This window comes from Dyadobacter sp. SRI_021, assembly GCF_057586235.1.
In genome coordinates, this window is record NZ_JBYCZM010000003.1 from 809,662 (window position 1) to 832,950 (window position 23,289).

Genomic DNA, 23,289 nt, shown 5'->3' on the forward strand with positions numbered 1-23,289 from the left:
AGCATGGAGAATAGGAAACTTTTCCATCTTCCCCTTCCTCCATCCTCCCTCTCCTTCCCCTTCATTCCGCTCTTAAAGCTTTAACAGGGTTTGTCAACGCCGATTTCAATGCCTGCGAACTCACGGTTGCCAGTGCGATGACGATCGCGATGACGCCCGCCACGGCGAATATCCACCAGGATAATGTTTCCCGGTATTCAAAGTTTTGCAGCCATTCGCTCATCGCGTAAACGGCTATCGGCGTACCGATGGCAATGGCTACGAGCACAAGTTTGACAAAATCCTTCGAAAGCATCAGTACCACGTCCTGGACACTCGCACCGAGCACCTTACGGACGCCGATCTCCTTCGTACGGGCTTCGGCAGCAAATGCGGCGAGCCCGAACAAACCCAGACAGGCGATGACAATGGCCAGTATCGCGAATGCCAGCAATACATTTCCCTGGCGTTGTTCTGCCTGGTATTGCCTGGCGAAATTCTCGTCGAGGAAATGGAACTCCGGGCGGGCATTGGCGTCGAAAGTCTTGTAAACTTCGCGGATGTGTACAAGTGCTTCGGGCGTTTTGGCGGCATTAATGCGTACATACATGTTATCCTGCTCCTGGGGCGGGGCGAACTGAATCACCAGCGGTTCAATTTTGTGTTGCAGCGAATAGATATGGAAGTCGTTGGTAACGCCCACGACGGCCAATTCCTTCATGCTGCCGTCCTTGTCCGCAGGGTAGCGTAATTTCTTTCCGACAGCATTAGACCAACCCTGCTTCTTGGCCAATGCCTCATTCACGAGAACTGAACCCGCCAGGTCGGTAGGGGAGTTTTTGATGAAATCGCGGCCTTGGAGCAATTTGATCTCCATCGTACGCAGGTAATCGGCGTCGGCCATGAAACGCTGCGTCATTTGGGTACTGGAAGGTATTTCCCCATGGTTGGTTTCAATAAAAAAAGCAGCCGATCCGATGGTGTTGTTGCCGATGGGGTTACTGGCTGCGGCAGCGCCTTCGATGACCGGATTCTGTTCCAGTTTTTCTTTCAATGCGCCCACCTGCGTCCGGACCTCGTTTTTATCGATATGAAAGGTCAGGACCTGTTCTTTGTTAAAACCCAGATCCTTATGATTAACATAGCGAATCTGACGGTACACAATGCCTGAGCAGGCGATCATCACCACGGTGGCTGCAAATTGGAACACCACCAGCCATTGCCGGAAACCCGCACCTCCCGCATGGCTGCCGAGCTGGCCTTTCAATGCAATAACGGGTCGGTAGCCCGAGAGCATGAGCGCAGGGTATAGCCCGCTAAGAAGGCCGATCAGCAGCAGAAAAGCACCCGCGATACCGATTGTCAGCATATCATTGTTTTGAAAATCAAGACTTAGTGACTTTTCGGCCAACTGGTTGAAAAACGGTAATGCGGCTTTTGCTAATAAAAAACCTACAAAACCGGCGAGGATGGTCATCATGAACGACTCCGTCAGAAACTGACCGATGAGCTGGAAACGCTGTGACCCGATGGCCTTTCGCACGCCCACCTCGCGCACGCGTTTGAGCGAGCGGGCCGTATAGAGGTTCATATAGTTAATGCAAGCGATCACGAGGATCAGGAATGCGATAGCCGAGAAGATGTAAACTGTTTTAATATTTCCATTGGTACCGATCTCGTAATCCAGGTGCGAATGCAGGTGAATGGAGGTCAGCGGTTGTAAGTTTAGGTGGTAATCGGCATTACCCATTTGTTTTTGCAGGTATTTGGCATAAAAAGCGGGGAACTTGGCTTCCAACTTCTTCGCATCGGTACCGTCTTTTAAAAGTAGGTAAGTATAAATGTCCCCGTCCTGCCATCCGCCGGTATAGTCTGCGGGAAGCGACCGCAATGCGCTGAAATTCAAGTGGGAGTTTGCAGGGACGTCCTCCATGACGCCGGTAATGACGTTGGGATAATTATTGGAGAAAAACACAGTTTGCCCCATCGCTTTCGAAGCATCGCCGAATATGCGTGTTGCAAGGGTTTTTGTCAGGACGATTTTCTGGGGCTCGCGCAGGGCAGTTGCCGGGTTACCATACAGGAATGAGTAAGAGAATATGTCGAAAACCGATCCATCGGCAAAAAAGATATCAGGTGCATCTACCTGCTTCTCTCCGAACCGGATTTTACCGCCGCCCTCGGCGCTGATCCGAACGGTTTTCTCGATTTCAGGATATTCATTTTGCAATGCCGGCGCGAATGGTGCCGAAGTAGGAGCGAGCTTGAAACTCCCGGTTTCCCACCCGGCCTCTTGAGTCACACGAAAAATGCGGTCGGCCTTGGCGTGGAAGCGGTCGTAGCTCAGTTCATCGGCCACATAAAGCACCATCAGCCACACGGCCGCGATGCCGATCCCGAGTCCCAGGATATTCAGCCCGCTGAACAACCGCTGCTTACGGAAGTTCCTGATCGATATTTTGAGGTAGTTGAATAGCATAAGTCAAGGTTTGTTAGTCAGCGATTCTAAACAAATAAATTATATGCCAATGATGTTTTTGTTTGATTATTAGTGATTTATGGTGAAATGTGGCGCGCTGGATGTTCGCTAACGGACAATCCTGTTCAGCGGCGTACGCGCAATTGCGAAAAATTAACGCGGGATTTCCGTCAGGCGAAGAATGCGCAATGCCGCCAAAATCCCTAATTTTGCCAAATTCATGATTTTGATGGATTTACTAGTCTTTTTTCTTATTGATTTTAAACGAATAGAATGAGCCAGGCACCTGCTACCTCTCTGCAAGACATTGTTGGGCACGCGAAGGAATACGGTTTTGTATTCCCGTCTTCCGAAATATATGATGGATTACAAGCCGTTTACGATTATGGTCAGAACGGTGTTGAACTAAAAAACAACCTGAAAGCGGCCTGGTGGAAGGCTATGACGCAGCTTCACGACAATATCGTGGGTATCGACGCCGCGATTTTCATGCACCCGCTTACCTGGAAAGCATCCGGGCACGTCGATGGGTTCAACGACCCGATGATCGACAATAAGGATTCAAAAAAGCGTTACCGCGCCGACCAGCTGCTGGAAGGTAAAGCTGAACAATATGAAAAAGACGGCGAGCCCGAAAAAGCCAAAGCATTGCTGGCTGAAATGGGCCGTCTGCTCAGTGCCGAAGACCTCAATGGCGTTCGCGACCTGATCATCGCGGAGGGCATCAAATGCCAGGTATCGGGGACCAGCAACTGGACGGAAGTTCGGCAGTTCAACCTGATGTTCAGCACGCAGGTGGGATCGGTGGCTGAGGATGCGAATATGATTTACCTCCGCCCGGAAACGGCGCAGGGAATTTTCGTAAACTTCCTGAATGTGCAGAAAAGCGGCCGTATGAAGGTCCCTTTCGGGATCGCACAGATCGGTAAGGCATTCCGTAACGAAATCGTGGCGCGCCAGTTCATCTTCCGTATGCGCGAGTTCGAACAAATGGAAATGCAATTCTTCGTGCGTCCCGGCACGGAAGAAGAATGGTATAACAAATGGAAAGAAGCGCGGTTGAAGTTTCACAAGGCGATCGGACTGCCTGCTGAAAAATTGAAATACCACGACCACGAAAAGCTGGCGCATTACGCGAAAGCGGCTGTTGATATCGAATTCGAATTCCCATTCGGTTTCCGCGAAATCGAAGGTATCCACTCGCGTTCGGATTTCGATTTGCGCAACCACCAGGAACTTTCGAAGAAAAAACAACAATACTTCGACGCAGATCTGGATGAAAACGGCAAGCCGTACGGTAACTACATTCCTTACGTTGTGGAAACTTCCGTTGGCGCCGACCGTCTTTTCCTTGCGACGTTCTGTAATGCCTATACCGTCGAATCGGTAGGCGAGGGCGACAGCGCTAAGGAACGTACCTTTCTGAAACTGCACCCGGCATTGGCGCCATTCAAAGCGGCGGTGTTGCCATTGGTGAAGAAAGATGGTTTGGCAGAAAAAGCGCAGGTGCTGGCTAACTCATTGAAATCGTCATTCCGTACAGTTTACGACGACAATGCGGCGATCGGCAAGCGTTATACTCGCCAGGACCTGATCGGTACGCCGTTCTGTATCGTGGTGGATTACCAGACGATGGAGGACGAAACCGTTACCATCCGTCACCGCGATTCGATGGAGCAGGAACGTGTGCATATCAGCGAATTGAAGGAAAAAATCGGTTATCAGGTAGCGATCGAGCGTATTCTCGAAGCAATCTGATCAGTTTGAATAGGATTATTGAGCGGGGTTGCTACCATGGCAGCTCCGCTTTTTTATTTTAACAGTTACCCCATTTACCTTTTGGTCGATAGCCGGGCAGGTAAATCAGTTTTGGTAGTTATAATGCCGATTATTTAGTAACTAGGCGGTTTTAAGACACCAATCCCTAGTGAAATGATCAACCAGCTTTACGATACTTCGATGAGCCTTCTGACAGACCTGTACCAGCTCACCATGGCTTACGGCTACTGGAAGTCGGGCAAAGCCGAGCAAGAGGCTGTTTTTAATCTCTATTTCAGAAAACATCCATTTCAGGGCGGATTTACCGTCGCGTGCGGGCTTAGCAGCGTGGTTGAGTACTTGCAGGAATACCGTTTCAATGAACAGGACCTGGCGTATATCGCATCGCTCACCGGCGGGGACGGGAACAGGCTTTTCGATGACGGGTTCATCGATTACCTCCGCAAAATGGAGCTGCAATGTAGCATCGACGCCATTCCGGAAGGCACGGTAGTGTTTCCGAATGAGCCGTTGCTGCGCATTCAGGGGCCGATTCTGCAATGCCAGCTCCTTGAAACGCCCTTGTTGAACCTGATTAACTTTCAGTCGCTGGTGGCTACCAAAGCAGCCCGGATGCGACTGGTCGCTAAGGACGATGTATTGCTTGAATTCGGCCTGCGCCGTGCACAGGGACCCGATGGAGGTGTAACAGCAAGTCGTGCCGCATATATTGGCGGGTTCGATGCTACTTCCAACGTGCTTGCGGGGAAATTGTACGATATTCCCGTGAAAGGCACCCACGCGCACAGCTGGGTGATGTCGTTCGACAGTGAACTGGAAGCATTCGAAACTTATGCGAAGTACATGGCCAACAATGTGACTTTGCTCGTGGATACTTACGATTCATTAAATGGTGTCCGGCATGCGGTAGAAGTGGGGAAGCAGTTGCGCACCCAAGGGCACGATCTCGCTGGCATCCGTCTTGATTCGGGCGACCTTGCGTATCTGAGTATCGAAGCGAGGAAAATTCTGGACGAAGCGGGCTTTGAAAAAACCAGCATTGTGGCGAGTAACGACCTTGACGAATATATTATGGACAGCCTGAAAATCCAGGGAGCGAAAATCAATGTATGGGGGATCGGTACAAAACTCGTCACGGCATTTGATCAACCTGCATTGGGTGGTGTTTTCAAGCTCGCGGCGATCCGGACCGACTCGGGCGAATGGGACTACAAACTGAAATTATCAGAGCAGGCGATCAAAGTATCGACGCCGGGAATTCAGCAGGTAAGGCGGTTCAAGGATGCGAGCGGCTTTGTTTCGGATATGATATTCGATATCGAAACTCCGCTGATCGGCAAGGCTACAATGGTGGACCCGTATGATTTTACAAAAAATAGGTCATTCGACGAGTCAGTGCATTACGAGGATTTGCTCGTCCCCGTTTTCGCAAAGGGTCAGCTGATCTACAAATTGCCGTCTGTACACGATACCCGGAAGCGTTTGCAGCAGCAGCTGGCACATTTTTATAAGGGAATTAAACGCTTTGTAAACCCGCACACATACCCGGTAGGGCTTGAAAAGGAATTATTTGATTTAAAAACGAACCTGATTTTTAAACTTCGCGCAGGTAATCAGGCGTGAAAACACGAGTATGCAAGAGTTAACACATCCGAACAGCGAGATCCTCAAAGATCTGATTAGCTACAAAATGCCTTTTGGTAAATACAAGGATCAGGTGATCGCCGATCTCCCGGTATCCTACCTCGAATGGTTCTACCGGGAGGGTTTTCCATCCGGCAAGCTGGGCATGTTGCTGGGAACAATGCTGGAAATCAAGATGAACGGATTAGAGTCTCTGATCCAGGGGTTGCGAAAAGTCGCATAAACAAATGGCCCGGTTCCAAATGCGGAACCGGGCCATTTGTTTACATTAATCAGTTACTTCTTCTCCGGCATGAGCACCACTTTGATGAAATTGTCATCATTGAAATACTTCCGCGCGGCAGCTTTGGTACTGGCCACGGTTACTGATTTCAGCAACCGGTCTTGCTCGAAAATTTCATTCAGATCGTCGCCGAGGAATGTATTATCGTCGAGGTAATCGAGCCAGAAGCCGTTCGTCTTCAGTGCCGTCTCTGTTTTGCGCTGGGTTTCTGCGACGAATTTCTCGATATCCTTCTGATCTGCACCGTTTGTTTTGATCTTGTCGATTTCTTCCTGCGCCCTTTTTACCAGTTTATCCACATTCTCGGGCGCGCAGCCGAAGCCAATGGAGAAGCGGTAATGGCCGGTGGGGAATTTATCGGTACCTTCCGAAACACTTACACCGTAGACGCCGCTTTCTTCTTCCCGAAGTGATTCGATCAGTTTAATCTGCAAAATCTCCTGCAATGCCTCAATCTGTACATTGTTTTCGGGATTATAGTCATATTCCCCGCTCGAAACGAGTGTTACCCTGCTTTTGGGTTCCAAACCTTTATAAATCACCTTCTCGATGCGTCCTTTCGGTGGAAAAATATCGGGGTGGTTGAACGTATCGTCCCGATCGCTCGACGGCAGGCTACCCAGGTATTTCTCGATCAATGGCTTGATCGTCTCCGGCTTGAATGCCCCCACAATCGTAAACACAAAGTCGGATGCGTCGGCGAAGCGGTTTTTGTAGATTTCAAATGCCCGGTCGAGATTCACTTTGTCGATGCTCTCCGGTTTCAGCGGCTGCCTTTTGGGATTGTGGCTTGTCAATACCGCATTTAACGAATCGGAATAGACTTTTTCAGGAGTTAAAGTCTTTTGCATATTTTCCAGGTAGGCCTTCTGGTTAGCCAATATACCCGTCACGACATCCGCATCCTTGCGGGGCTCTGTGAAATAGGCATATATCAGCTGAAATGTCGTTTCGAGGTCTTTCGGATTTGTATTACCGCCGATGCCTTCGGTAAGTTCGCTCAGGTAGGGGCCTGCGCTGGCGGTTTTGCCCGCGAGGAACTTTTGCAGCTGCGTCTGGTTATAAGGCCCCACGCCGCCGGATTGGACGAGGTAGCTCGTGAAAATGCCTGTCTCGCGCTCACCCGGGAAGAGCGAATATCCGCCCTTGGCAGTCGCTTTGATCAGGATTTCGTCATTTTTGAAGTCGGTAGGCTTCAATAGCACCTTCACGCCATTCGAAAGCGTAAGCTCGGTAACGCCTAGTTTGTCGAGCGTCTTTTCACCTGCGATTTTGCCGGCAACAGGTTCCGATTTCAATAATGGCGCATCTACAACGTCGTCTACATACGCCGTCACATCTTTGCCGGCTTCATTCAGCAATGTGCGGATTTCCGCTTCTGTGGGGAGAGCATCCTTGCTTTTTTCAGGTCCCATGATCACCACCGCCCTGTTTTTGTCGGTAACGTATTTTTTAGCCAGTCCGTTGATTTCGGCCAGCGTCACCCCATCCAGGTGCTTTTTAACAAATTCGAAATAGGCATCGGCGCCCATAAACGCCTTGTCGTGAAGGAAGTGGTTGAGATATTCCTGCACGTGGTTGGCGGATTTCGTTTTGTCCCGCTCCTTGTAATCTTCTTCGACGGCATTGTAAAAGTCTTTCTTTGCACGATCGAGTTCAGGTTGCGTAAAACCGAACTTCTGTACCCGTGCGTTTTCTTCCAGGAGCGTCGTCAATGCGGTCTTCATCGAAGCCGCGTCCTTAGCAAGCGCGATAGAAGTGTAGGAATCCAGATTTCCGAGGAAATCGCCATACTGGCTCGCACCGTAGAGGAACGGCGGATTGGCTTTTTGGGTAAGTTCCTGCATCCGCTGGCCCATCATCGCATTGTACAGCTCCTGCGCGAAGTTGTTCCGCACATCCTGCAACGATTTTTCTTTCGTATTAGGCTGTTTGTAAATTAATTGAATGAGGTTCTGAGGATATTCCGGGTCAGTTACGATGGCTACTTTAGTAGAACCATCGAGTGGAATATCATAGCGAATGCGTTTTTTGGGATTGACCGGCGGTTTCATGGAGCCGAATTTCTGGGAAATGAGAGCTTCCACTTTGGCTACATCAAAGTCACCGACTGCAATCACAGCCATAAGATCGGGGCGATACCAATCCTGGTAAAACGCCTTGATGGTCTCGGGCTTGAAGCTTTTCAAAATGCTGTCCTTTCCGATTGGTAATCGCTCGGCGTAACGTGAGTTGTTCAGGATCACTTTCAGGAACTTATCGCGCATGCGTTGTTGCGCGCCACGTCCCATGCGCGACTCTTCGAGCACCACGCCGCGTTCTTTTTCTATTTCGGAGGGATCGAGCAATGCGCCGTGGGCCCAGTCTTCGAGCACCTGAATCCCTTTTTCGAGCAATCCCGCGGAGTCTGTCGGGATGGGCAGCATATAGACGGTTTCATCAAAACCGGTATAGGCATTCAGGTCGGCTCCAAAGCGCACCCCCGTTTTTTGGAGGAAATTGACCAGCTCGTTTTTAGGAAAGTGCGTGGTACCGTTAAAATTCATGTGTTCCATGAAGTGCGCCAGCCCCTGTTGCGCGTCGGTTTCGAGTACCGATCCCGCTTTAACCGCCAGGCGGAGTTCTGCCCGGTTCCTGGGCTCTGCGTTCTTCTTAATGTAGTAGGTGATTCCGTTTTTAAGTTTTCCGGTCTTTACACTGGGATCGAGAGGGATTTTTTGAGTGTTCAGGTCCTGTGCGTGCACCGTTGCGACAGAAACCACACCCCATCCGGCCAAGCATAATGCTATGAACGCCTTTTTCATTTTTCTACTTTTAATTTTGATGAAATTCAGGAGGGGCGAAAGATATTGAAATAATCTATTTAACCGGTTCGCGCAGAATGGTTTTTAATTTGTCGGGTGGCGTCTTGCGGAAATCAGACAGATAAATCTCATGATGCAGACCATTACGCCCCAAATTACGGGCTGTCATAAATTCCATTAGCTTGGCCAAAGACTCCGGTTCGCTGTCAAACGGCCCGGTATGCAGCATTTGTACCACTTTTCCTTCTTCCAGTTCAAAGAAGGTTACGTCTTTAATGTCCACGATGCCTTTTGCTGTATAACATTCATTTACAGCTGATTCGACGTCCTTTCGGGTAACGAAATCCGGAATGCGGATCAGCAATCTGTATTCCCATTCGCTACGGGGAATGGTTTGGGGTGCATTGTGGATGGTCGCGTGCCGGTAACGGCTCTCATCGTACCACCAGAGGCCTTCCAGTTTGGCAACTACAAAATCCTTATCTCGTGCTTTGAATGCAAATTTGAGCGCATAAGCCACGGGATAAAGCGTCTGGATTTTCTGCGCAAAACCTTTATCCGACGGGTCCCCTTTTCCCTGAATGGACAGGTATTGAGCCTTCGTGAGATGAACGATTTCCGGTTCGCTTTTCGCCGAATAGTAAGTTTTGAATTCTTTGGTAAGATCAATTTTTTCCATGACCGGGCTGTTTTCAGGTTATTAATGCTGCAATTAATGCTTGCCAGTTGACAACAGTATGGCAGCAGTCGTAGGAAATCGCAGCCATCCTGGAAAAAAATCATTACAATGGCGGCTTGGGAGGGCATTCGGCAGTTTGAAATACATAGCAGTCGTGAGCCGGACGCCCGGAGGCAATGCGCCCTGAGGAACGGTGTCAACGACGAGGCTATCTTCGGAAAGTCCGAGACTACCGCGCCGCCGACTCCATTCGCGTAATTTCCGCTACTTCTACGGTGAGAAAGCCGAATTCTTCCGTCACAACGCCGCGAATTTTGTAAACGCCTTTAACTGATCCATTCACTTTGGCAGCCGCCGTGGGAAAATGGACAGTATCGATAAATTGCCCTTCGTAATCGAGGAAAGTTCCGAACTGCATCGACTCACCCCGGTTCGTTCGCGTGTTTTTCAGGGCTACCAGATAGCCGTATTGCACCACTTCCTGGTTTACATACTTGTGCAGATCGCGCGACATGACACTCTTGGGCAACGGGTTTTTCAGCAGGTTGAAAGGGCTGCAAAGCGGAAAGCCGAGCAATTCAATCTGGTCATAGGCATCATCCAGGATAGAGGAATGAAATTCCGGCAGGTTAAAATCCTTGATTTCGGTATGGAACAATTGCTTTTGAGGCACTTTGACAGGCGTGGTGCTCAGCCGGAAATGCGCCTTCCAAAGCAGTGTTTTCTTCCCGATACCTGTAAACCGGAATGCATCGATCCGGATCAGGATCGTCAATTGTTCTATCGAAATGGGAACGCGGTCGAGGAAATCGTTGAGGGATGCGAACGGGCCGTCTTGCCTCCGGGCGCTGAGAATCCTTTCGATCGTTTTTTCTTCCAATGCATTCAGGAATTGCATGCCGAGATAAATTTCATGCCCTTCGATGGTCGCCTGGGCTTCGCTGTGGTTCACGCATGGCGCATGTACGAGTGCGCCGAGCATGCGTGCCTCGTGTATGTACAACTCGGGCGCGTAAAAGCCGCCGCCATTATTGAGGACAGCTACCATAAATTCCAGCGGGAAATAAGCTTTCAGAAACAATGTCTGATAGCTTTCGACGGCATAGGATGCGGAATGCCCTTTGGCGAAGGCAAATCCGGCGAAGCTGGCAATCTGGTTCCAGATCTCCATGGTCATGTCCTCGTCGTAGCCCTTGCTCCGGCAGTTCTTGAAATATTTCTTTTTAACCCGTTCAAATTCTTCACGTCCGCGAAACTTCCCGCTCATGCCACGGCGGATCACATCGGCCTCGCCGAGCGTGAGCCCGGCAAAATAATGTGCAACCTTGATTACGTCTTCCTGGTATACCATAATGCCGTAAGTCTCCTCCATCAGTTCCAAAAGGCGCGGATGAGCTTCGTTACGCTTTTCGGGATGGCGGTGACGCAGAATGTACTCGCGCATCATGCCGCTTTTGGCGACACCGGGCCTGATAATGGAGCTGGCCGCCACGAGTCCGAGGTAGTTGTCCACTTCGAGTTTTTTCAGCAGCATCCGCATTGCCGGTGATTCCACATAAAAACAGCCGATGCATTGCGCCTCCCTGATCAGATCGTTAATCTTCGGGTCGATTTTGAACTTCCGCACGTCGTTGATGTCAAAATCAGCGGCATCTGGACGGTTGTACCGGATGATTTCAAGTGTTTCCTTGATCTTCGCGAGTCCGCGCTGGCCCAGAATATCATATTTATTTAGCCCCACATCCTCGGCAATCACCATGTCGAATTGTGTGGTAGGAAAGCCCTTAGGCGGGACGTCCGTGGCCGTGAAGTAATGCATAGGGCGCTCCGAAATGAGGATACCACCGGCATGGATGCTCAAATGATTCGGTTGGTTGTTGGTTTGCAGGTAGTCGGCATACCTGATGACCAGCCCCGAAAGCTGATCGAGTTTCTTCGGGTCATATTTACCATTGCTTAATGCATCGATTTCATAAGCGGGTAAACCGAATACTTTCCCTAACTCACGCACGGCCGAGCTGTGTTGAAAAGTGCTGTAAGTTGCCAGGAGCGCCGCCTGGCCGTTTTTGCCGTATGTATCAAAAATATAGCGCGTCACATCCTCACGGTCGCGCCAGGAGAAATCGATGTCGAAATCGGGCGGATTTTTGCGGTGAAGGTTGATAAACCGCTCGAAATACAAATCCAGCTCAATAGGATCGACATTGGTAATATTGAGCAAATAGGCGATGATGCTGTTCGCCCCACTGCCCCGGCCGACATAATAATAGCCCTTTCGGCGGGCATAATTCACAATGTCGTGATTGACCAGGAAAAACGGTACGAAATTCTGCTGCCGGATCATTTCTAGTTCCTTGGCGATGCGGTCGAAAATTTCATCAGTGATATTGTCGCCATAGCGGTAGCCAAGTGCCTGATAGCTCATCGATCTCAGCCGTTTGAAATCCTCCTCCTCACTTTGGCTGAAAACTTTCAGGTTCTGGTGTTCACGTTCGCTCCCGAAACTGAAATGGATATTGCATTCGTCCATCAGCTTACGCGTGTTTTCGAGGATAGTCCGAAAGTCCTTTTGTTTGAAATGATATTCCAAGACCTTCGCTTGCACGATCTGTTCATTCTCTTTGCCCGTTTCACCGACCGTGAGCTTGCTCAGCAGTGTGTTGCCGTCGATGGCCCGCAGCAACCGATGCGCATTGAAGTCCTTTTTGTTTCGGAAAGTCAGCGGCTGTTGAATAACCAGCCTGTCCATGAACCGATGCAGCGGCGAGTAGTGCAGTTTATCCAGGTCCTGCATCGAAATACCGATGTATTCGTTGGGGCGGAACTGCTCGCGGCGTTCTTTGTTCAGTTTTTCAAAAGGGTAAATAAACGCCACATGTTCCATTTCCGGCGCGCTGTCAGGAAATGGAGTGCCCGCCAGTTTCTGAGCCGACAAATAAGCATTCAAGGCCTGAAAGCCGTTATTATCCTTCGCCAATGCCACAAATTGCTGCGTCACTCCATTGCGGAAGTCGATTCCGACGATGGGTTTGATATCGAACCTGGGTGCCATGCGAATGAAATTCAGGCAACCCGAGGTGTTATTAATGTCCGTCAGCGCAATGCAGTCGTATCCATTCTCACGACAAAGCGCAAGAAGTTCATCCTCGGGAATCGTCCCGAAGCGAAGGCTGAAATAAGAATGGCAGTTGAGTAACATGAGTATTTGAAAATCGGAACGTCGCTAGGCATTTCGATGCGCCGGAATAAAGGGCGGCTCGCCGTTGAACGGGTTTCCCATCGCGCCGATGTCCGAGATACCCATTGTGCTGGCCCAGCTCAGTATCTGGTCGCCGTCTTTGTTATAAGCGTATTTGGTTTTAATGTAATCCATGGCCTGGTAAAGGTTCAGCCGCTCTTCGGTGTCGTCGAAGAGGTTAATCTGATAATTCCCCGTCACCAGGTCGCTGAAACTGACCCCCACCAACCTTACCATCATCCGGCGATTATAAAGCTGGTCGAAAAGCCGTTCGATATGCGGGATCAGCACATGGTCCGCGGACGTGTAGGCGATTTTCAATTGCCTGGAAAATGTGTTGAAATCGGAATAACGGATCTTGACCGAAACACAGGACGTAAGCTTTTCGCCAGTTCGCAGCTGAAAAGCCAGCGTTTCTGCCATCGCGCGCACCATTTCACGCATTTTCTTCACATCGCCGGTATCCCTACCGAAAGTCCGCTCGCTGGAAATCGATTTGCGCTCGTGGAATGGCACGATAGGGGAGTTATCGAGCCCGTTGGCACGGTTCCAGAGCGAGATGCCATTTTTGCCTAAAACCTGCCCCATGATCTCCATAGGCATTTCCTGGATTGTTTTTACATACCGGATCCCGAGGTTGTGGAGTGTCTGGTTCATTTTTTCACCTACCATCGGAATTTTCTGTACTTCCATCGGCGCCAAGAACGGCTTTTCCTGGCCGGCATCCACTTTAAGCTGATTGTTCGGCTTGGCTTCCCCGGTCGCAACCTTTGATACCAGTTTATTGGTAGCCAGCCCAAACGAAATAGGCAGGCCGGTTTCGCGGATAATGCGCTGCCGGAGCTCGCTGGCCATTCCATAGCAACTGTGGTATTTGTCCATGCCCGACAGATCCGCATAAAACTCGTCGATACTGGCCTTCTCAAACACGGGGACGCTCTGGCTGATGATCTCGCTCACTTCCTTCGACTGTTTGGAATACGCTTCTCCGTTTCCACGGATGACGGTCGCTTCGGGACAAAGCATGCGGGCCATTTTCATAGGCATGCCGGAATGTACGCCAAATTGCCTCGTTTCATAGCTGCAAGCCGCCACTACGCCCCGATCGCCGGTGCCGCCCACAAGTAGAGGTTTGTTTTTAAGCCGGCTATCCTGCTTGCGCTCTACGGATACGAAAAAGGTATCCAGGTCAAAATGTAATATCGCACGGTTCACTGTCGTTTGGAGTTTTTACAAAATTATGGATTTATTCCAAATATATGGATCAAATCCATTTCTTAAAAGGAAATATTCCAAAATATTTGTAAGTTTGAAGGGTCAAGACATTGTCAATCGGTAACATTACCATGCTTATGGCTATTGATGAAGAATTCAGGCGTTTCAAGCAGATCAGAGAAGAGCTCAGTCTGACCCAGGCGGCATTTGCCGAGGAGTTGGGTATCAGTGCCACCACTGCCGACATCGAGCGGGGGCGTACGCGCATACCCGGGCAGGTAGTGAAGGAGCTGCTCAAAAAGTACCACATTAATCCACTCTGGCTGTTTGGAGACAGTCCGCAGAAGTACCTATATACGGACAGAGTATTCGTCAATCCGAAAGTAGTGACGGTCGATCAGGCGGGGAACGACAATATTGTGCTCGTTAGCGCGAAAGCGGCGGCCGGCTATCCCAACAATATCGGTGATGCGCAATGGTTTGAAGCTTTGCCTGCCTTTACAATACCGCTGCCGGAATACCGTAATGCGACGTTCAGAGGGTTTCAGGTCGATGGCGATAGTATGACACCGGCGTTGCAGTCAGGTGAATGGATTTGGGCTCGCGCGGTGGATGACTGGGATGCGATAAATGATAAGGATATGTATGTCGTTATCACAATCGACAGTGTCCTGGTTAAAAAGGTCCGGAAAGAAAAAGATTCCGCCTTTGTGAACCTGATATCGCTCAATCCTGACTATGCGCCGATCCGCGTGGACCGCAACGAGATCCGAGAAGTATGGCAGGTAAACAGTAAATTGTCTTTCAACCTGGAAGAGGACAAGACAGAAATAAGTTTGCAAGGCCTGTACCAGGAAATGAGGGAGTTGCGGCAGGAGGTGAAGAAACTGGCTAAATAAGGGTTTTGATTATAGTGTCTGACTATTTCTGGCTAAATGGATTAAGCATACGAAGGTTTTCAATCCCGGCAAAATCTTTTGTGTTGTTGGTGATTAAAGTTAAGTTATAAACTATCGCTGTTGCTGCAATTACGGCGTCTGGAAGCTTGATCCTACGCTGTCTTCTCAGGTCTGCGGCTTTGAACCTGATTTCCTCTTCAAGGCCGAAAGAACGGGAAAGATCGACAAAAAGGCGAACTATATCGAAGTCGACTTGGGCTCCTGATTTCCAACTGTACAGTTCTATTTCGGTGATTGCAGAAATGCAAATTCGTGTGGTATCAGCAATATCATTCATCACTTGGGCCGGAGCAGGCGCAAATTCCTGTTGCAGATAATAGATAGCGATATTGGTGTCCCAAAGATAGGCTAACTCCACGACCCCCGCAGTTCCTTGAATTGACGTTCGATTTCTTCGGGGGATTGCTTGGTCATCTTGCCTCTCAGGAGACGTATTGCGCTGGTGTCTTTTATTGGTATTGTTGCCTGGTGCAGACGGATCAGGTTCAGACTTTCGAGATTTTTTAGAAGATCCAGTGCCTTTTCGTCGACAATGTCGATTGTTATGGTTTGTTGCATAGTGTGATGAATTAGCTTTTATGATTTTTAAAGTTAATCAATCACTATTGCATTTCAATCGTAGGTTGTATTTTACACCTCTTCGGAAATCAATTGCTTCTCATACAGTTCCTTATAAGCACCATTCAGCGCCATGAGCTCCGTGTGGGTGCCTTGCTCTACAATGCGGCCTTCGTCGAGGACTACGATCTTGTCGGCGAGCTTGGCAGAAGATACGCGGTGGGAAATGATCAGGGAGGTCCGCTGGTCCATGATCCGCTTCATATTGTTAAGGATAATGTTTTCGGTGTTGGTATCTACCGCCGAGAGGCAGTCGTCGAGTACGAGGATTTTCGGGTCGCGGGCAATGGCGCGTGCGATCGAAAGACGCTGTTTCTGACCGCCCGATAGCGTAATGCCTCTTTCACCGAGCATAGTTTCGTAGCCTTGCGGAAAGTCTTTGATATTATTGTAAAGATCGGCGTCTTTCACGGCCTGTTCGATTCTTTCAAATGGCATGTCTTCGGTGCCGAATCGTACATTATTCTCAATGCTATCCGAGAAAAGGAACACATCCTGCGGCACGTAGCCGATCTGCCGACGGTAGCCGTGGACATCGTAATCTTTCATCGGAATGCCGTCGATCAGGATCTGTCCTTCGGTTGGGTCGTAGAGGCGGCATAATAAGTGGGCAAGGGTGCTTTTACCCGAGCCTGTGGTGCCGAGAATCGCCACGCTTTCGCCGGCTTCGACCGTCAGATCAAAATCATGCAATGCTTTAATGCCAGAATCCGGATAGACAAATCCGACGTGGCGGAAGGTAATCTTGCCGTCCAGCGGTTTGGTGATGTTTTCCTCGGATACCAACGTCGTTTTTTCGTTCAAAAACTCATTAATCCGGAGTTGTGACGATGCAGCGCGCTGGATCTGGCTTGTAGTCCATCCCAATGCCATCACAGGCCAGGTAAGCATATTGACATACAATATGAACTCGGTGATATTGCCCGGAGTAAGGCGGCCATTGATAATTTCCTGACCGCCTACATAAATGACCAGGATGTTGCTTAGTCCTATCAAAAGGACAATCATAGGGTAGAAGAACGCATCGACTTTCGTAAGACCCAGTGATTTGGTTTTAAAAACTTCTGCCTCCTTTTGAAAATTGGCATAAGACCGGCCCTCCTGAACGAAAGATTTGATCACGCGTATTCCGGAAAATGCTTCCTGTACGTAAGTTGAGAGCGCCGAAAGCTGCTTCTGAATCTCCTGTGAGCGTTTCATGATCATGCTGTTGACCACATATACGCTTACCGAAAGCACCGGTAATGGTAATAACACGTAAAGCGTGAGCTTCGGGCTGACAGAAATCATGTAGGAGATCACCAGGAAGAATAGCACAATGAGGTTAATGCCGTACATAAGTGCCGGGCCGACGTAAATGCGGACGTTGCTCACGTCTTCCGAAATACGGGCCATAAGGTCGCCGGTGCTGTGGCGACGGAAAAACGCAGCCGGAAGCGTTTGGTAATGCTGGTAAATATCGTTTTTGAGTTCGAACTCGATATGGCGCGACATGACGATGATCGTTTGTCGGACCAGAAAGAGGAATATTCCTTTGAGCAGCGCCATGAGCAGGATTAGGAAACCGTAGAGCAGGATACTGAACGCAAAAATGTCATACATACCGCTTTGCAGCGATACGCCATTGTAGAGGTAATAAATGTCCAGCGTTTCGATCACCAGGTCGAGCGCGTAACGGACGAGCTGCGCCGGAATAATGCCGAAAAGATTGGATACGATTGTAAAAATGATACCGAGGATGAGGTACCACTTATATTTCCACAAATATTTGTTGAGAGATTTTAATGCTTTCACCGGTTCAGATTTTGATCAGCCGTGCTGGACGCTTTCTAGCCAACATCCTATTTTACCAAAACGTTGCAAAATTAAAACGACGCGTCCCAATTTTCCGATTGTGAACAAAATAGTCTAATTTTGCGGTCGATTTTAAAAACAATTCATGCAGGGTACCAGGTAGAATGGCCCTGCGATACATGCAGACACGTTCTTTGATTTACTGTACCTTTTATCCAAATAGTATTCCGGCATATGCTGAATAGAAGATTACTAAGAACCAAAGCGGTTCAGGCACTTTATGCACGGCAGCTTACAGCCGATGCGAACCGTTTACTGGCACTCGATCAGATTGAAGAAGCATTTGCTCCTGACCTTAACTCGATGGAGTTTCAGGACAAGAAAAAGCTTTCGGGTATGAAAAGACTGGCGAACATGACGCTCGACGAATTTATCAAGAACGGCAAGCCCAACGGTGACGAAGAACTTCCCGAGCGCGTGCTGAGGGTTGCCCAGACGGCCTATGAAGCATATAACCGGCAGACTAATACGGATGGAGAAAAACTCGTTAGAAGGGTTTTGAATGAAACGGAGACGATTTACGCCGATTTTATCCGAATCCTGTCGATGCTGATCGAACTTTCACACCAGGCAAAAATCGACCGCGAGCGCAGGTACGACGATCCGGAGGCACCATTTCCCAAGGATTCTGGGCTGGATACCAACCGGGTGATCAAGGTTTTGCAGGAAGATAAGGCGCTGGAAGAGGAGATTATCCGCAGCGGCATCAACTGGACCAACGAAATGAACCTGATCCGGAAGATTTACCGGGAGGGGTTGCGGAGGGACGAAACCTACGAAACATATTGCAAGTCGGCGACACACACGCCGGAGGAAGACCAGGAGATTATTCAGCACGTCCTGCGTCAGATTATCCTTAAACACGAGGTGTCGCTCGAATACCTCGAACAGCGCGATCTTTACTGGGCAGATCACAGCGAACTGATCCGCAGCCTTGCGATCAAAACTTTGCGTACTGCCGATTTTGCCGAGACATTCCAGCTTGCGCCGCTTACCAAAGATTGGGAAGAGGACCGGGCATTCGTGGAAGAACTTTGCAAGATCGTGGTGAAAGAAAGCGACCAGTACGATATTTATCTGGAAGACCAGTTGAAAAACTGGGAACTGGAAAGAATTGCATTGGTGGATCTCATTATCCTCAAAACAGCCCTCGCGGAGCTCATCCATTTTCCGGGTATCCCTGTGAAAGTGACCATCAATGAGTTTATTGAGATCGCCAAAAGGTACAGTACCCCAAAAAGTGGTAAGTTTGTGAATGGCGTTCTGGACGTGCTTTCAGTGAAACTTGCCAAAGAAGGCGTGATCAGAAAAAGCGGGCGCGGATTGATTGATAATAAGTAAAAGCTGCCGAAATTGTGACCGGGTATAATGGAACAATTTTTGGAGGCCATTATAAATACATGAGCTGACACCCGTTTGCAGCACAAAACAGCAAAAACCATGAGTAAAACCAGTAATACTTTAATCGCATTTCTGACAGGCGCTGCCACCGGTGCAGCGTTGGGTATCCTTTATGCGCCTGACAAAGGAGAGGTGCTCCGTACCCAGCTGACATACAGGCTGTCCAAATACCGTGAAAAACTGCAAGAAGTGATTCAGGACCTGGTGGATAAGAAAGACTTGCCAGACAATTTTTCCCGGACGGAGGGCGAGCGCGTTGTGAATGATGCGCGCGAAAAAGCCGAAAAGCTTCTGGAAGACGTAGACCGCCTGATGGCACAGATCAAGGGCCAGGCCAGCGAATGACCTATGAAAAAAATAGCCCTTTTCGCGTTTCTGGGATTAGCGATGGCTATTTCCGGGTGCTCCAAAAATGAAAAGAGTGATGAAGGAAAACAGGCAAATTCAAAACTGCCTGTTTTTGCTTTGATCGATAGTGCGGAATACGATTTCGGCACTATCCAGGAAGGCGCCATTGTAGAACACGAATTCAAGTTCCGCAATGATGGCGAATATCCGCTGATTCTCAATAATATCAGCTCATCATGCGGGTGCACTACACCCGAGTGGCCGAAGGATCCGATCGGACCAAAGGAAACTTCGAGTATCAAGGTCCGTTTCGATAGTAAGCATAAAGCAGGTCCGCAAGTGAAAACGATCACTGTTTATGCCAATACAGAACCGGCTAATACCGAGTTGAGGCTGAAAGGTATTGTCAATGCGGCACCTAAGCCGGCCACAGCGGATTCGGTAACGACGAAGAAGTAATATTTTATACAACCCAACTACTACAATGAATTATTCTATTTTAGCACAAGCAGCCGGCGGTTCCCAAGGCATGATTTACCAGGTCGTAATGTGGGTTGGTATCATCGGGGTATTTTATTTTTTCATGATCCGCCCGCAGCAGAAAAAGCAAAAGGAACAAAAGGAATTGCTTAACAACCTGAAAAAAGGAGACCAGGTGGTAACGATCGGCGGCATCCATGCCAGAGTTTACACAGTGGAAGAGGCGACGGTTACGCTTGAATTGGATAAAGGAGTGAAACTGACGGTCGAGAAATCGGCGATTTCGCGTACCATTGCCGGGTAAAACTAATCATGAACGGCATGCATTCGCACTAATGCATGCATTTTCAAAATTGTTGTGAGTCAAGTCCCACCCAACCAGAACAAGATCAAAACGTTTATAGGATGCTTGCTTGCAGCATCCTTTTTTTGGTTAATGAATGTCCTCAATAAGGACAATTACTCCCTTAAACTGAATTATCCGCTGTCGATCGAGTACGATAATGCAGCCTATGTACCGATGCAGCCGCTGCCCAAGCGGATTTCGGTGAATGTGACGGGAGATGGCTGGACTTTGCTTCAAAAATCCTGGCTGAATTTCAATGCGAATCCCGTGGTTTATCGCGTTCAGAACCCGACGGTATCCAGTTTTATCAACTCTACGACGCTTACCGACCAGATCACGGAAATGTTCCCGAACCTGCACGTCAATTATGTGGTAGCCGATACTTTTGAGCTTAATTTCGAGCCCAAAATCAGGAAGATTATCCCGATTCGGGTTGATAGCGCGGGTATTGATGTACGTGAAGGCTATGTGATTTCCAGCTTTATCAACGTCTCGCCTTCGCTTATTTCGGTAGATGGGCCGGTTTCAATCATCAAAACTTTCCCGGATACGATCAAGGTTCGCGTGCCTACGCCTAAGATCCAGAATAATTACGACGAGAGCTTGCCTATCCCGCTGCCGGTTTCCCCGTTGGTGGAAGTGAGCCATCGTGACGTTTATGTGAGTTTCGAAGTCGCACAATTTCTGACTGCGCCAGCACAGCAATAGTCTTATTCTTTTACTTGACCAACAACCACATGGATCGTCCGCTTCTGATAGGTATTACCGGGGGTATTGGTTCTGGTAAAAGTATGGTTTGCAGGCTGTTCGAATGTCTGGATATTCCCATTTATTATGCCGATAGTCGCGCCAAATGGCTTACCAACCATGATCACGAGATTCGTAAGAAGGTAATTGCATTGCTTGGAAACGAGGCTTACGACAGCAATGGGATGTATAATACCCGGTTTGTCGCTTCCAAAGTTTTCAAAAATGAGCCATTGTTGAAAGAACTGAATGCGATCATTCACCCTGTTGTACTTCGCGACACTCAAAATTGGGTCGTTCAACATGCGGGCGCACCGTATGTAGTGAAGGAGGCTGCAATTATGGCCAGGGCCGGGCAGGCCAATGCAGTGGATGTTGTGGTCGTGGTGGAAGCGCCGGTAGCGCTACGCATTCAACGGATATTGGAAAGGGACAAACGACCTGAGCAGGAAATCAGGGCGATCATTGAACGGCAGGTTTCCGATGAATCGAGGCGCGAAATAGCCGATTATATTGTGAATAACGACGACGCTTCTGAGTTGATCCCGCAAGTACTGCATTTGCACGAACTTTTCTTGAAAAGGAAATCCTCCCAAAGCTAGAAGTCCACATCCAGTCCCAGTGCTTGCTTCAATTCGAGCAAGTAGGGGTTTTTTTCGGCCAAGAAGTTAAATTTCTCGGCAGGTGTGTAAGGCAATCTGTTTACTTCCTGTGGCGCAACACGAGGGTTAATATCCAGTTTCGGGGCATCGAGCCTCGCTTTTAGGAAGCCCAGCAACTCATATCGCATATTCATGACCGCATCCTGTTGGTGGTCGTTATCGAGCGCGATTTCGATTGTAGAACCATTGAGCTGAATTTCACGGTTCAATGTGATTTGCTCCGTGGTTGAATTTCCGGCTTGAAGGCGCTTTTGAGAGAATTCGTACCAAAAACGTTGCAGGTTCGCCAATGTTAGTTCTTCCCTTTTTGCACCATTTGGAACAGCGGCATATTCAATTGCCGACGGGGCAGTCGGCTCTTTGGCTGCCGGTCCAGGCGGTGTCAGTGACGGAGTTAGTGAGATCGTATTTTTGAGCCGCGAAGTAGCGGGCTGCTGCGGAGGCGTCTGCTGGGGCGCTGCTTGTGTAGATTGCACTTTCGGCATTGCCGGCTGCGCATAGCTGGCTCCGTTTGACGGCTGTCCACTAGTGGGTGCAACAGGCTGCGGCGTAGTTCCGGCTCCTGATGTCGCCGCCGAATTATTCAGGGATTGTTGAGGCTCAACTTTTTTTTTTGCCGTTTCATCAACGGCTGCAAGAGAGTGAAGTTGAAGAACCTGGGGCAAATTGGCGAGTTTCATGAGACAAATCTCCACATGCAGCCGCTGGTTTTTTGCCGATTTATAATTGATATCGCATTGCCCGGTAATGCTCAGCGCCGAGAGCAGGAAACTGAGATCGGCCATTAAGGACTGTTCAAGATATTTTCGCTCAGCCGATTCGGAAACTTGCAACAGTGTTACTGTCGCCGGGTCCTTACACACAAGCAGGTTTCGGAAGTGTTCGAGAAGCCCTATCACAAACAGATGGCCATCGAATCCCTTCCTTAAAATCTCGTCAAACAGCACCAGCGAACGGGCAATACTGCCCGCCGTAAGCGCGTCCGTGATTTTGAAATAGTAGTCGTAGTCGAGGATGTGCAGGTTTTCCAGCACCGCCGCATAAGTGAGGTGATTGTTGGTAGAAAACGTGACATTAAGGTCAAACATCGAAAGCGCGTCCCGCAAACCGCCGTCGGCTTTCTGGCCGATCAGTTCCAGGGCTTCATGTTCGGCATTGATACCCTCCTTTTTCGCGATATCGGCAAGGTGGTGCGTGATATCTTTCGATTGAATGCGGTTGAAGTCGAAGATCTGACAACGCGAAAGAATCGTTGGCAGGATCTTATGTTTCTCCGTCGTAGCAAGAATGAAAATGGCGTACGAAGGTGGCTCTTCCAGTGTTTTCAGAAATGCATTGAAAGCAGCCTGCGAAAGCATGTGGACCTCATCGATAATGTAGATCTTGTACTTCCCGGTCTGAGGCGGGTATCGCACCTGATCGATCAGGTTACGGATATCTTCCACCGAGTTGTTGGAAGCTGCATCGAGCTCGTGGATATTAAAGGAAGCGTTGTTCTGGAAGCTCACGCAAGACTCGCATTCGCCGCAGGCCTCCACATCGTCGCCGAGGTTCTGGCAGTTGATGGTTTTGGCCAAAATACGTGCACAGGTGGTTTTTCCTACACCGCGCGGACCGCAGAAAAGGAAAGCTTGTGCAAGGTGATTGGTGCGAATGGCATTCTTTAATGTGGTAGTGATGTGTGATTGACCCACCACCGAATCAAAGGTGACGGGACGATACTTCCTGGCCGAAACAACAAAATGATCCATGGTGCAAGATACTTCCGTACACT

General features: G+C 49.1%; 19 protein-coding genes. 10 read left to right on the plus strand and 9 right to left on the minus strand.

What is annotated here, in order from left to right; translation table 11 throughout:
- Positions 1-61: 61 nt before the first annotated feature.
- Complete coding sequence (locus AC2YIT_RS12645) at positions 62-2,458, minus strand: ABC transporter permease (RefSeq protein WP_487279398.1); 2,397 nt, start codon at positions 2,456-2,458, stop codon at positions 62-64.
- 273 nt (positions 2,459-2,731) lie between these two features.
- On the opposite strand from AC2YIT_RS12645, the gene AC2YIT_RS12650 reads away from it, so the two are divergent.
- The 3 genes from AC2YIT_RS12650 (at position 2,732) to AC2YIT_RS12660 (ending at position 6,104) form a co-directional block, all read left to right on the plus strand.
- Positions 2,732-4,216: a glycine--tRNA ligase gene (locus tag AC2YIT_RS12650; protein WP_430845111.1), complete on the plus strand. Its 1,485-nt coding sequence runs from the start codon at positions 2,732-2,734 to the stop codon at positions 4,214-4,216.
- A 174-nt stretch (positions 4,217-4,390) separates the two neighbouring features.
- Positions 4,391-5,860, plus strand: a complete 1,470-nt coding sequence (locus tag AC2YIT_RS12655; protein ID WP_487279399.1) for a nicotinate phosphoribosyltransferase — start codon at positions 4,391-4,393, stop codon at positions 5,858-5,860.
- A 10-nt stretch (positions 5,861-5,870) separates the two neighbouring features.
- Complete coding sequence (locus tag AC2YIT_RS12660; protein ID WP_106596107.1) at positions 5,871-6,104, plus strand: DUF3820 family protein; 234 nt, start codon at positions 5,871-5,873, stop codon at positions 6,102-6,104.
- Between the two features lie 53 nt (positions 6,105-6,157).
- Here AC2YIT_RS12660 and AC2YIT_RS12665 read toward each other — a convergent pair whose 3' ends face one another.
- From AC2YIT_RS12665 to dinB, 4 genes are all read right to left on the minus strand, one after another.
- On the minus strand, positions 6,158-8,968 hold the full coding sequence (locus AC2YIT_RS12665; RefSeq protein WP_487279400.1) for a M16 family metallopeptidase: 2,811 nt from the start codon (positions 8,966-8,968) through the stop codon (positions 6,158-6,160).
- A 55-nt stretch (positions 8,969-9,023) separates the two neighbouring features.
- Positions 9,024-9,647: a GyrI-like domain-containing protein gene (locus AC2YIT_RS12670; RefSeq protein ID WP_487279401.1), complete on the minus strand. Its 624-nt coding sequence runs from the start codon at positions 9,645-9,647 to the stop codon at positions 9,024-9,026.
- A gap of 229 nt (positions 9,648-9,876) precedes the next feature.
- Positions 9,877-12,846, minus strand: a complete 2,970-nt coding sequence (locus AC2YIT_RS12675; protein ID WP_487279402.1) for a DNA polymerase III subunit alpha — start codon at positions 12,844-12,846, stop codon at positions 9,877-9,879.
- 24 nt (positions 12,847-12,870) lie between these two features.
- Positions 12,871-14,100, minus strand: coding sequence for a DNA polymerase IV (gene dinB / locus AC2YIT_RS12680; RefSeq protein ID WP_487279403.1), 1,230 nt, complete (start codon positions 14,098-14,100; stop codon positions 12,871-12,873).
- A 131-nt stretch (positions 14,101-14,231) separates the two neighbouring features.
- On the opposite strand from dinB, the gene AC2YIT_RS12685 reads away from it, so the two are divergent.
- Complete coding sequence (locus tag AC2YIT_RS12685; RefSeq protein ID WP_430845122.1) at positions 14,232-14,999, plus strand: XRE family transcriptional regulator; 768 nt, start codon at positions 14,232-14,234, stop codon at positions 14,997-14,999.
- 22 nt (positions 15,000-15,021) lie between these two features.
- Here AC2YIT_RS12685 and AC2YIT_RS12690 read toward each other — a convergent pair whose 3' ends face one another.
- The 3 genes from AC2YIT_RS12690 to AC2YIT_RS12700 all read right to left on the minus strand — a co-directional run bounded on the left by AC2YIT_RS12690 (position 15,022) and on the right by AC2YIT_RS12700 (position 17,471).
- Positions 15,022-15,417 (minus strand): type II toxin-antitoxin system VapC family toxin, encoded by a 396-nt coding sequence (locus tag AC2YIT_RS12690; RefSeq protein ID WP_430845123.1) that lies wholly within the window; start codon positions 15,415-15,417, stop codon positions 15,022-15,024.
- Positions 15,408-15,617, minus strand: a complete 210-nt coding sequence (locus AC2YIT_RS12695) for a hypothetical protein (RefSeq protein WP_430845125.1) — start codon at positions 15,615-15,617, stop codon at positions 15,408-15,410. Before AC2YIT_RS12695 ends, AC2YIT_RS12690 begins: the two co-directional genes overlap by 10 nt.
- Before the next feature lie 72 nt (positions 15,618-15,689).
- Positions 15,690-17,471, minus strand: coding sequence for an ABC transporter ATP-binding protein (locus AC2YIT_RS12700; protein ID WP_430845127.1), 1,782 nt, complete (start codon positions 17,469-17,471; stop codon positions 15,690-15,692).
- 234 nt (positions 17,472-17,705) lie between these two features.
- Here AC2YIT_RS12700 and nusB point away from each other — a divergent pair, with 234 nt between their 5' ends.
- The 6 genes from nusB to coaE all read left to right on the plus strand — a co-directional run bounded on the left by nusB (position 17,706) and on the right by coaE (position 21,455).
- Complete coding sequence (gene nusB, locus AC2YIT_RS12705; RefSeq protein ID WP_487279404.1) at positions 17,706-18,872, plus strand: transcription antitermination factor NusB; 1,167 nt, start codon at positions 17,706-17,708, stop codon at positions 18,870-18,872.
- A gap of 99 nt (positions 18,873-18,971) precedes the next feature.
- Complete coding sequence (locus AC2YIT_RS12710) at positions 18,972-19,277, plus strand: YtxH domain-containing protein (RefSeq protein WP_106596093.1); 306 nt, start codon at positions 18,972-18,974, stop codon at positions 19,275-19,277.
- Between the two features lie 3 nt (positions 19,278-19,280).
- On the plus strand, positions 19,281-19,739 hold the full coding sequence (locus AC2YIT_RS12715; protein ID WP_430845131.1) for a DUF1573 domain-containing protein: 459 nt from the start codon (positions 19,281-19,283) through the stop codon (positions 19,737-19,739).
- Between the two features lie 25 nt (positions 19,740-19,764).
- Entirely contained in the window at positions 19,765-20,064 is a 300-nt protein-coding gene (yajC, locus tag AC2YIT_RS12720; protein ID WP_090151062.1) for a preprotein translocase subunit YajC, read from the plus strand.
- Between the two features lie 132 nt (positions 20,065-20,196).
- Positions 20,197-20,814, plus strand: a complete 618-nt coding sequence (locus AC2YIT_RS12725) for a YbbR-like domain-containing protein (protein WP_487279405.1) — start codon at positions 20,197-20,199, stop codon at positions 20,812-20,814.
- Positions 20,815-20,843: 29 nt separating this feature from the next.
- Positions 20,844-21,455, plus strand: coding sequence for a dephospho-CoA kinase (gene coaE, locus AC2YIT_RS12730; protein WP_487279406.1), 612 nt, complete (start codon positions 20,844-20,846; stop codon positions 21,453-21,455).
- On the opposite strand, the gene AC2YIT_RS12735 is transcribed toward coaE, so the two are convergent.
- Entirely contained in the window at positions 21,452-23,266 is a 1,815-nt protein-coding gene (locus AC2YIT_RS12735; RefSeq protein ID WP_430845136.1) for a DNA polymerase III subunit gamma/tau, read from the minus strand. The two genes, coaE and AC2YIT_RS12735, sit on opposite strands and share 4 nt — an antisense overlap.
- Positions 23,267-23,289: the final 23 nt, after the last annotated feature.

Bases quoted from the DNA above. Each gene is read 5' to 3' on its own strand.
- yajC (WP_090151062.1), top strand. From the start codon at position 19,765: ATGAATTATTCTATTTTAGCACAAGCAGCCGGCGGTTCCCAAGGCATG.
- AC2YIT_RS12685 (WP_430845122.1), top strand. From the start codon at position 14,232: ATGCTTATGGCTATTGATGAAGAATTCAGGCGTTTCAAGCAGATCAGA.
- AC2YIT_RS12650 (WP_430845111.1), top strand. From the start codon at position 2,732: ATGAGCCAGGCACCTGCTACCTCTCTGCAAGACATTGTTGGGCACGCG.
- AC2YIT_RS12670 (WP_487279401.1), bottom strand. From the start codon at position 9,647: ATGGAAAAAATTGATCTTACCAAAGAATTCAAAACTTACTATTCGGCG.
- AC2YIT_RS12655 (WP_487279399.1), top strand. From the start codon at position 4,391: ATGATCAACCAGCTTTACGATACTTCGATGAGCCTTCTGACAGACCTG.
- AC2YIT_RS12645 (WP_487279398.1), bottom strand. From the start codon at position 2,458: ATGCTATTCAACTACCTCAAAATATCGATCAGGAACTTCCGTAAGCAG.
- AC2YIT_RS12735 (WP_430845136.1), bottom strand. From the start codon at position 23,266: ATGGATCATTTTGTTGTTTCGGCCAGGAAGTATCGTCCCGTCACCTTT.
- AC2YIT_RS12715 (WP_430845131.1), top strand. From the start codon at position 19,281: ATGAAAAAAATAGCCCTTTTCGCGTTTCTGGGATTAGCGATGGCTATT.
- AC2YIT_RS12725 (WP_487279405.1), top strand. From the start codon at position 20,197: ATGAATGTCCTCAATAAGGACAATTACTCCCTTAAACTGAATTATCCG.
- nusB (WP_487279404.1), top strand. From the start codon at position 17,706: ATGCTGAATAGAAGATTACTAAGAACCAAAGCGGTTCAGGCACTTTAT.
- AC2YIT_RS12665 (WP_487279400.1), bottom strand. From the start codon at position 8,968: ATGAAAAAGGCGTTCATAGCATTATGCTTGGCCGGATGGGGTGTGGTT.
- AC2YIT_RS12660 (WP_106596107.1), top strand. From the start codon at position 5,871: ATGCAAGAGTTAACACATCCGAACAGCGAGATCCTCAAAGATCTGATT.
- AC2YIT_RS12675 (WP_487279402.1), bottom strand. From the start codon at position 12,846: ATGTTACTCAACTGCCATTCTTATTTCAGCCTTCGCTTCGGGACGATT.
- coaE (WP_487279406.1), top strand. From the start codon at position 20,844: ATGGATCGTCCGCTTCTGATAGGTATTACCGGGGGTATTGGTTCTGGT.
- AC2YIT_RS12710 (WP_106596093.1), top strand. From the start codon at position 18,972: ATGAGTAAAACCAGTAATACTTTAATCGCATTTCTGACAGGCGCTGCC.
- AC2YIT_RS12695 (WP_430845125.1), bottom strand. From the start codon at position 15,617: ATGCAACAAACCATAACAATCGACATTGTCGACGAAAAGGCACTGGAT.